10 protein-coding genes are annotated in these 9,846 nt (G+C 54.1%); all 10 read left to right on the top strand.

Annotated elements, in window-relative coordinates:
• Positions 1-573 (top strand): DNA mismatch repair MutL family protein (locus AC2VLY_RS10215; protein ID WP_486893643.1); only part of this gene is annotated, 573 nt, incomplete at its 5' end.
• Positions 570-1,484 (top strand): tRNA (adenosine(37)-N6)-dimethylallyltransferase MiaA, encoded by a 915-nt coding sequence (miaA, locus tag AC2VLY_RS10210; protein WP_486893645.1) that lies wholly within the window; start codon positions 570-572, stop codon positions 1,482-1,484. The genes AC2VLY_RS10215 and miaA, both read left to right, overlap by 4 nt.
• A gap of 83 nt (positions 1,485-1,567) precedes the next feature.
• Positions 1,568-3,013 (top strand): efflux transporter outer membrane subunit, encoded by a 1,446-nt coding sequence (locus AC2VLY_RS10205; protein ID WP_486893646.1) that lies wholly within the window; start codon positions 1,568-1,570, stop codon positions 3,011-3,013.
• Entirely contained in the window at positions 3,010-5,193 is a 2,184-nt protein-coding gene (locus AC2VLY_RS10200) for an FUSC family protein (protein WP_486893647.1), read from the top strand. Before AC2VLY_RS10205 ends, AC2VLY_RS10200 begins: the two co-directional genes overlap by 4 nt.
• Complete coding sequence (locus AC2VLY_RS10195; protein ID WP_075322555.1) at positions 5,183-5,383, top strand: DUF1656 domain-containing protein; 201 nt, start codon at positions 5,183-5,185, stop codon at positions 5,381-5,383. The genes AC2VLY_RS10200 and AC2VLY_RS10195 overlap by 11 nt, the downstream gene beginning before the upstream one ends.
• Positions 5,380-6,246 (top strand): efflux RND transporter periplasmic adaptor subunit, encoded by an 867-nt coding sequence (locus AC2VLY_RS10190; RefSeq protein WP_486922215.1) that lies wholly within the window; start codon positions 5,380-5,382, stop codon positions 6,244-6,246. The genes AC2VLY_RS10195 and AC2VLY_RS10190 overlap by 4 nt, the downstream gene beginning before the upstream one ends.
• Before the next feature lie 124 nt (positions 6,247-6,370).
• Positions 6,371-6,796: a nucleoside-diphosphate kinase gene (gene ndk / locus AC2VLY_RS10185; protein WP_193649989.1), complete on the top strand. Its 426-nt coding sequence runs from the start codon at positions 6,371-6,373 to the stop codon at positions 6,794-6,796.
• A gap of 24 nt (positions 6,797-6,820) precedes the next feature.
• On the top strand, positions 6,821-7,888 hold the full coding sequence (gene rlmN, locus AC2VLY_RS10180; RefSeq protein WP_486893942.1) for a dual-specificity RNA methyltransferase RlmN: 1,068 nt from the start codon (positions 6,821-6,823) through the stop codon (positions 7,886-7,888).
• On the top strand, positions 7,885-8,754 hold the full coding sequence (gene pilW / locus AC2VLY_RS10175) for a type IV pilus biogenesis/stability protein PilW (protein ID WP_193649987.1): 870 nt from the start codon (positions 7,885-7,887) through the stop codon (positions 8,752-8,754). The genes rlmN and pilW overlap by 4 nt, the downstream gene beginning before the upstream one ends.
• Entirely contained in the window at positions 8,747-9,799 is a 1,053-nt protein-coding gene (locus AC2VLY_RS10170) for a RodZ domain-containing protein (RefSeq protein ID WP_486893940.1), read from the top strand. Before pilW ends, AC2VLY_RS10170 begins: the two co-directional genes overlap by 8 nt.
• The last annotated feature ends 47 nt before the right edge of the window (positions 9,800-9,846 follow it).

Raw genomic sequence — 9,846 nt, 5'->3', positions numbered from 1 at the left:
CCGGAATATCCGCTGGGGCAAGCCGTAGCGCAAATTCATGCCCGCTTTATCGTGGCGCAGAATCAGGAAGGCATGATTCTGGTGGATCAACATGCGGCGCATGAGCGCATTCTTTACGAGAAAATGAAAAAAGACTGTCAACTGGATGATAAACAACAATTTGTGATTCCCGAATATGTGCATGTTACCGCCGCACAAATGGCCTGTTTTGAAGAGCGGCAGGAGGCATTGCGAGCTGCTGGTCTGGATATCAGCGTAGCCGGGCCGGGCACATTGGCTATTCATGGTGCTTTGCGCTCCCTGGATGCGCGCAATTTTGCGCAACTGGTCGCGGAGCTTCTGGATATGGACAAACCCTGGGGGCAGGGCGACGTGGAAGGTAATCCGGTACTGGCTGAAATGGCCTGTCGGGCGGCCATCAAGACCAGTCGGCGTCTGAACCTTGATGAAATGAACAGTCTCCTGCGCCAGCTGGAGGCGACGCCACGGTTTGGACAGTGTAATCACGGTCGGCCTACGGTTGTGCAATTTTCTCTGGCGGATCTTGACCGCCTGTTTTTGCGTGGCCGATGATTCCCGCCCTGTTCCTGATGGGGCCTACGGCGAGTGGCAAAACAGCACTGGCCATGCATATTGCCAACCAGCTGCCGGTAGACATTATCAGCGTCGATTCCCTGCTGGTTTATCGTCATTTTGATATTGGCAGCGCCAAGCCGGATTGCGCACTAAGGCAGCAATATCCACATGCTCTGGTGGATATTCGTGAACCGGATCAACCCTATTCCGCCGGACTTTTTCGGGAAGATGCCCTGGCTTGCATCACCCGGGCACGCGCCCGGGAACGCATCCCCCTGCTGGTGGGGGGCACCGGCCTGTACTTCCGGGCGCTGGAACGTGGTATTGACGAGCTGCCTCCTGCCGATCCGCAGATACGGGGTAAATTACTGGAAGAAGCCGCGCAAGAGGGCTGGCCGGCATTACATGAGCGTCTGGCTGCTCTTGATCCGCAAACGGCGGCAGGCATTCAGCCACATGATCAGCAACGTATTCAGCGTGCGCTGGAAATCATTCAGCAAACCGGGGCAACGTTAAGTCAATCGCGGCAGTGGCAGGGCGCTTTCCCCGGACCACTACTGAAAATCCTGTTACGTCCGCCTCGCGCCTGGCTGCATGACCGTATTCAGCAACGACTGGATTTGATGCTCCAGGAGGGCTTCCTGGAAGAAGTGGCGGCTTTACAGCAACGTCACTACGCTCCTGATCTTCCAGCCATGCGGGCAGTGGGTTACCGCCAATATTTTGCCCGCCTGAATGGCGAGTTTACAGCGGCAGAAGCTTATGCGGCAGCCCTGGCGGCAACGCGTCAGCTGGCCAAGCGCCAGGACACCTGGTTTAAAAGAGAGCGTGCGAATCTGGTGCTGGATCCGGCAGAAGATCAAGCATGGAAGTCCTTGCCGAACTGGATCAGACAGCAAATGCTGTAATACACTTTCATTTTGCTCTATCGGCTCTGCCGACAATTACCGGTTCCGGGCCACGCTCCAAAATCTTCTACGGGAGAACATGATTGAAATCCTGGCATTTCCTGGGCTGCTTGCTGCCAGCGTTGATGCTGGCTGGCTGTGCACCGCCCATGCCGCATCTGGCAAAACCTACCCCATTGCAGGATTTACAGCTTGGCAGTGACTTGACACAAAAAAAATCGTCTGTAGCTTCTGTTGCGGACTGGTGGCGTCCTTTACTCAATCAGCCAGAGCAAAACATCATGCAACTGGCTCTTGAAAAAAATCCGGACATGCTTGCTGCGAAAGCCAGGATAGCCCTGGCTTTATCTGCCTTGCGCGAAGCGGGAGCGCAGCGCGAACCACAACTCCAGGGCACCGGTCAGATTGGGGTAAGCCGTTGGACCAAAAATCAATTTTATTTGCCACCTTATGCCGGAGAAACCTCCTGGAACAATTCGTTAAAGTTTGATTTTTCTTTTCATCTTGATCTTTGGGGCAAGGAGCAGGAGCAGGTCAAGGAGGCGCGCCTGCGCTTGCAGGCAGCCGAACAGCAACGGCGTGCTGCCAGGTTGATTCTTGAAAATGCCGTGTTGCAACAGCTTCTCGCAATAGATGCCAGTGCTGCCATTCTGCAGCGTTTACAGGCCGAGCAACACATCTTGCAGCGGCTTGAACAAATCGAAAAAGAAAGACAGCAGCATGGCCTCAGTGATTCCTTGCTCAGTCTGGCAAGTGTCGCCCGTCTTGCGGGTTTGGAGCAGGAAATAGCCGCACAAAAAGCCAAGTACGACAGTAATCGTCAGGCCTTGGCAACACTGTGCGGTGTGGGTGTCCAACTCCCCTTGATGCTGCGTCATTATCAGCCCAATCTGTTGCAGACCCATTGGCAGCAACCCAGCACTGTTCCGGCTGAATGGATTGCCGAACGGCCGGATGTTGTCGCTCAGCGGATGACCATCAAGGCGGCTGCTGCAGCGGTGCATATTGCCCGCGATGCCTATTATCCCGATATCAATCTGGTGGCTTTTGCGGGTGGTTTGGCAGCGGCAGGTGGCTTGTTTACTTTTTTGCATCCGGGGTCCTTACAAGCAGGTGTGGGACCAGCCATCAGTTTGCCATTGTTTACCGGGGGGCGACTGCGGGGCCACTTTGATGCCAGTCAGGCGAAATATCAGCTGGCTCGCGCCGCATATCAAAAAAGCTTGTTACAGGCTTTGCAGCAAGTCGCTTTCAGTCTGAGGCAATTGCAGTCTGCCAGTCAGGAGCGGGAAATCTTACAGCGGCGTGCGCAAGCCTTGTCGCGCAGCGCGGCTTTACAACAACAAAGATATCAAGCGGGTCTCAGTAATGGCCTGCCAGTCATGACGGCACAACTGCCGATCATCGACAATCAGATGCAGCAAATTCGCCTGGATACTTATGCCCGGCAGAATCTGATCAAACTCTATGCCGCTCTGGGGGGAAGGGTGATTCCAAAAACCTGGACGGGACCGCATTCTCCATCATGAGTACCCTGAATCTTGCCAGTCGCCAATATTGGCAGAGTTTTTACCAGCACGATCTGCAAACCTGGATTTTCTGGGCCAAGACAGCCGCTGCAGCGCTGATTGGTCTTTGGTTGGCTTATAGATTCCAGCTGGACTCTCCCAGTACGGTCGTAATCACCGTGTTTATTGTGATGCAGTCGCGTAACGGGATGGTTCTGGCCAAGAGTTTTTACCGGGCGATTGGTACTATTGCAGGCAGTATTGTCGCCTTGTTGCTGGTAGCGACATTTCCGGATGAACGACTGGGATTTCTTGCCGGCTTGGCCCTCTGGGTGGGATTTTGCACTGCCGGGGCGCGTTATTTCCGTAATTTTCAGGCCTACGCCTTTGTGCTGGCTGGTTACACTGCTGCTCTGGTCGGGCTGCCTGCGGCATTGGATCCTGAGCATGCCTTTTATATTGGCGTTGCTCGCCTGAGCGATGTGATGCTTGGGATCATGGTGGCCTCGGTCATGAGTGCCATTGTCTTTCCGCAACCGCTGGAAGATCTGCTGCAGCAGACGGCACAAACGCGCCTGCTGCATTTTTTGCGCAACACCTTGCGCGTACTGCAGGGCGGCGTGCCGAGGGCTGACTGGATTGCCCTGCATCTTGAAGCGATTCAGGAGATTTTGCAGCTGGATAGTTATCGTTCCGGGGCGTTTTTTGAAAGTAGTCGCGGACGCCGTAAAAATATGCGCGTTCGGCAGATGATTGCCGACATGATGTTTGCTTCGGGTTCGCTGCATTTGCTGAATAGTCATATTCGCAGATTGCAACGCGATACGCTCGCGCCGGTGCGTATCAAAACTGAAAATTTGATCGATTCGATACGTCTGGATTTTCAGGAGATACAACAACAAATCCAGAATGGCGAAATTATTGCTGCAGAAAATCAGTTGCAGAGTCTGCAAAACAGGACCGTGCAGCAATTGGATGAATTACGGATCTCTTTGCTGGATGACCTGAATGCTGATCAACGACTGGCTCTCGATAGTCTGATACTGTTACTCACCCGCTTTCTGGCTGAATTCCGGCGCTATATGGTCAGTTATGGGCAATTGCTTTGTCCCGGGGCAATCAAGGCGGTCCCCCCCTTACCGCTGGCAATTGCCAGAGTACAAGGGAAACATTGGCACGCCTCTTTTGACCGTCCGCCTACAGAAATAGCCCAGCCCTTGAGCGCGGCCTTGCGCAGCATGGTTGTTGTTGCGGTGGTTTCGCTTTTCTGGTTAAACACGGCGTGGCCTTCTGGTCCCGAAGCCGTCATTATTGCCGTAGTCCTCAGCGCGTTATTTTCCACCTTTCCCAATCCGCTGGCTTCGGTGCGGCAGATGGGGTTTGGTGTACTCACTGCCTTCCTCTCGGCTCTCCTGTTCAGTCTGGAGTTTTTACCGCGAATATCGGGTTTTCCCATGCTGGCTCTTGCACTGTTGCCGTTTTTGTTAATCCCTCCTTGGTTGTTGACGCGTACCCGGTGGTCAGGCACTGCGGCTGGTTTTGGTATATTTTTCCCCCTGTTTGCCATTCCGGGAGATGAGCAGGAAATATCTTATAGCGCATTGCTGAATAATGGGACCGCACAATTGCTGGCAGTATTTATAGTGGGAATTGCTTTTTATCTCATTTTTCCAGTGGGTAATGACTGGGAGCGACGGCGACTTCTGCAACGCTTTCGCCAACTTGTCCGGGTTGCGGCGCAGGCTCCATTACCCAACTTGCGTAACCAGTTTGAAGCGGAAAGTCGTGAATATTTGCGTTTATTGGCCGCAGATTTGTCACCTCAGCAGGCCAGTGACCTGAAAATTCTGCGCGAGGTAATGCGTCTTAATGAGCTCGCCGAAGGCATCCTGCAGCTGCGTATTTTGCTGCATGCACAAGCAGAAATGGCAGGTGAGCAACCTTTGTCGCGCTACGAAGCGCAATATGTTACTCCCTTACTTGAAGCGTTTCCCAAAAAATATGAGGTACCCATGTCGGCAAATTATGAAAACCGTCTATGCGCGGTCATGGACGCTGCGGCCAATTTGCCAGTAGAAACCGTCGATACGGCCTTACACCCAATTTTGCCGCCTGATGCCCTGTTTCGTGTTTATGTTCATGTCATTGCCAGCGTATCACGACGCTTCTCGGTAGCAAACGAGGCTGAGCATGCCTGTTGAAATAGTCCTCTTTGGTGCTGTGCTGCCAACGCTTTTGCCTATTTTTGGGCTGAGCGTCATTCTGTATCTGATCGTGGACAAATGGACCGGTCGATGGGATATGGATCGCTGGATATGGCATCCGGCACTGTTTCGTCTGGCCCTGTTCGTGTGTGTTTTTGCACTGTTGGGCCTTGAGGTTTATAAATGATTGCACGCATATTGCGGGTTTTGGTTACCATTCTGGTCGTGCTCCTTGCTGCCTGGCTGGGTTGGCGACTATGGCAGGCCTATATGGATCAGCCCTGGACAAGAGATGCGGTGGTACAGGCACAAATTGCCCAAATCAACGCCGACGTCGGAGGTCGAGTGATTGATCTTTATGTCAAGGATAATCAGAAAGTAGCAGCCGGAACGGTACTTTTCCGCATTGATCCACAGCGCTATCGTCTGGCTCTCGCCAATGCGCGGGCCGCACTGGCGGATGCCAATGCGCAATTGGCGTTGCGGCAGGAGCAGTCGGCACGTCGGGCGCATTTGCCTGACGACGTTGTTTCGGCTGAGGCTCGCTCTGATGCCCTGCTGCAAGTGCGCGTAGCCCGGGCGCAGGCTGACGCTGCACGTGCGCGCGTCCATCTGGCGCAATATGATCTTGCACATACCGAGGTGCGGGCTCCGGTGGCGGGTATTATTTCCCATCTGCGTCTGCGCGTAGGGGATTACGCAGCAACCGGTAAGCCGCTTCTGGCCTTGGTGGAGACGGGCAGCTACTGGATTGACGGTTACTTTGAACAAACCCGGCTACAGGGTGTGCATGTAGGAGATCATGCGCATCTGCGCCTGCTGGGATCTGCACATACTTTTCCGGGGTTGGTGGAGAGTATCGCACCAGCTATTACTGATCGCGAAAGCCACACCGGAGCACGTCTCGTGGCAAATGTCCGGGCGAGCTTCAATTGGGTGCGTCTACCTGCCCGCATTCCCGTGCACATCAGGATTTTAAGAAAACCCAAGGATTTCCCGCTGACTGCCGGGATGCTTTGTTCCGTAGTCATTGAACGAAAGCACTCATGACGCCAGGTTTTTACGGGAACTGAACGTCATGGGTAAGCACATCTGGAACCGGACTATCGATTGCCAGTAAACCGGTGTAATGCTAGCCTATGGCGACTTTTAATCTATCCCTATTGAGGAATTTATGGCTGTTGAGCGCACTTTGTCCATTATTAAACCCGATGCCGTCCAGAAAAATGCCATCGGTGCCATTCTCGGTCGTTTTGAAGCAGCGGGTCTTCGGGTGGTAGCCAGTAAAATGCTGCATCTCAGCCAGGAAGATGCGGGTGGATTTTATGCTGTTCACAAGGCCCGTCCTTTTTACGGTGAACTCTGTGCTTTCATGAGCAGCGGCCCGGTGCTGGTCAGCGTGCTGGAAGGCGAGGGCGCGATTCTGAAAAACCGTGATCTCATGGGTGCGACCAACCCCAAAGATGCTGCACCTGGAACCATTCGTGCGGATTTCGCTGACAGCATTGACGCTAATGCGGTCCACGGTTCGGACAGTGTCGAAACGGCTGCCTGGGAAATCAGCTATTTCTTTAGTCAACGGGAGATTTTTTCGCGCTAAATGAGTGCCGAGGCCTGCGCTGTGATGCCGGCTCAAAAGCCGCAGCTTCTGGGGCTGGATCGCCAGTCCCTGGAGCGTTTGTTGGCCGGTTGGGGAGAGTCGCCCTTTCGGGCCAAGCAAATTCTGCAATGGATTCATGGCCGGCAGATCACGGATTTTGCGGAAATGAGCAACATCAGCAAGGCCTTGCGTGCGCGGCTGAGCGAAGAAACCCAATATGCGGAGCCGGAAATTCTTGCCGATCAACTGGCTGCTGACGGTACCCGAAAGTGGTTGTTGGGTTTGCCTGACGGCAATGCGATTGAAACGGTATTTATACCCGAGGAAGATCGGGGAACCCTCTGTGTCTCCTCGCAGGTAGGTTGTTCGCTGGCTTGCAGCTTCTGTGCGACGGGTGCTCAGGGACTCAACCGTAACCTCGACACCCATGAAATTGTTGCCCAGATCAGAACGGCCCGGCAAATGCAGGGCTTGGATGCCATTACCAATATTGTCTTCATGGGTATGGGCGAGCCGCTGCTGAATTTACGCCAGGTCTTGCCGGCTCTGGATTTGTTGCGCGACGATTTCGCCTATGGTTATGGGCCCAAGCGCATCACGGTCAGCACCGCTGGTGTGGTTCCGGGTCTTGATCGACTGGGTGCGGAAAGCCCTGTCAATCTGGCAATCAGTTTACATGCCAGCCGGGACGAAGTCCGTGATGTGCTGGTGCCGGTCAATCGCCATTACCCTCTGGCCGAATTGCTCGATGCCTGTCGTCGCTATCCGCTGCTCCCGCGTCGCCGCATTACTTTTGAATATGTCATGCTGGATGGCGTCAATGATAGCGATGCCGATGCCCGGGCTCTGTTGCGCATATTGTCGGGTATTCCAGCCATGGTGAACCTCATACCGTTTAACAGCTTTCCGGGTTCTGATTACCAGCGTTCGCCGCAAAAACGCATTGATGCCTTCCGGGATATTATTCTGCGCGGCGATATCATGACGGTTACCCGTCGCCCGCGCGGCGATGACATCGCCGCTGCCTGTGGACAATTGGCGGGGCAGGTGCGCGATGGTCGGCGCAGCATTCCTTTGAGGGTTCAGGCATGAAAACGGATGGAATGCGCTTCCATAAAGTAATCTGGATTCCTGGCCTGCTTGTCGTGTCGGTATTGAGTGGTTGTGGGTTATTTGGCAGTAAAAGTACGCCCATGACTTCGGATCAACAAATGGCCGCCTTTATTGCACATGAACACAAAACCCGTGCTGCTGACCAGAGTCTTCAGGCTCCTGCCGATGATGGTAAGGCCAAGGCGGGTATTTATACTTCACTGGGCACGGCTTATTTGCAGGATGGACACCCCCGGCAAGCCATTCGTGAACTGCAAATGGCCAATCAGGCGGATGACAGCTATGCAGATGCCTATAATGTGATGGGTCTGGCCTATGAGCAGCTGGGCCAGAAAACTCTGGCACGGCAGGCTTTTGAACAGGCCCTGTCACTGGACGCCAAAAATCCGGAATATCGTAATAATTATGGTGCGTTTCTGGTTAACACAGGTGACTACCAGCAGGCCATCGTGCAACTCAAGCAAGCGACCGCCGATCCTTTATACAGCACGCCACAATTCGCCTGGACCAATCTGGCCCAGGCCTATGCGGGCCTCAAAGATCCGGTTGCCGCCCGCAATGCGCTGAATCGTGCGCTCTATCTTCTTCCCAACTATCCACCTGCCTTGCAAATACTGGCCGAAATGGACTTTAAAGAAGGTAATGTGCAAGCTGCCTATGGACATTTGCAGGTGGTACTTGCTCAGGAACCAGATAACGCCAGTGCGTTACTGTTGGCCGGACAGATTGCCGCCCGGCAAGGACGCCCGGAACAGGCTGCGGCTCTGTGGCAGCGCTGCGTCAATGCCGCACCGTATTCCGATGCGGGAAAAAAAGCGCAGCAATTGTTGCTGCAACATGGTTGATCAAGAGATGGACTCCATGGATGAAAGCCTCAGCAATCCGGATTTGCGAAATGCCCGTGAAGCACGTGGCTGGACTCTAAAGCAGGTAGCGGAACGCTTACATATTACTGAAATTCAGGTTCAAGGGCTCGAAGAAGGGAATTATGCCGTGCTTCCCGGCGCCACTTTTGCGCGTGGATTCCTCAAGAATTATGCACGCATTCTGGATCTGGATCCGGAACCGTTGCTGCGCAATTATGACGCCGCCAACGCGGGGTCGGGAATTTCTCCGACGCGCCAATTGCTTCCTGATGGCGAGAGCCCCCTGCTGGATTACAGTAAACGCACCCTGCTGATTTCTTTCTTGATATTGATTGCCGTGATAGTGGCTGTCTGGTGGTTCTGGGGGCGGAGCGAGAACGCTTCGACCGTACTACCTGAAAATAACAGCCACAGTGTTTCCTCCATGCCGGCGACCCTGGCTGAGCCGGCAATTTCCAATACGGCGCCGACTGCTTCTGTGCAAAGTGTGGTCGTAGCCACTCGCCGTCAGGCTGTGGGCAGCTCCAGTCCTGTAACGGCCACCGCGCAATCGGCTGCGACCAGCTCTACAGTGACCAGCAATACGACTGCGGAAATCGCTTTCCAGTTTCATGCCAACTGCTGGGTACAGGTCAGGGACGCTGCCGGTAAAACCTTGTTGGCGGTCCTCGGTCGTCCGGGTGATCTGCTCAAAGTGAACTCAGGAAAACCGCCTTATCAGGTTCTGGTTGGCAATGCCCAGGGCGTGACCATTCATTATCAGGGTAAAGCTATTGCGCTTCCTGCGAACGCCATGGGTGTAGCCCGTCTGCAACTGGGAACCGCCCCCACCGCAAGCACGCAATCTGCTGCTGTTCCAGCGATTACAGCGTCAGCACACAGTTCGGCAGATATTCACAGCCCTGTTAACCGGCACCGTGCTGTGCTAAACCATAGTGCACAATCCGACGTTGTTGCCCCAATCACTTCTGCAGCGCTTTCCGAAAGCGCGTCTGTTACTAGCGAGGCATCCCATGCACCATGAATCTCCTATTCAGCGTCGTAAAACCCGGCAAATTCACGTTGGAAAAG

The organism is Acidithiobacillus sp. TH-A36, from assembly GCF_057473445.1.
Note: the sequence above shows the minus strand (reverse complement) of the source record. Positions and strands in the feature narration are given on the sequence as shown.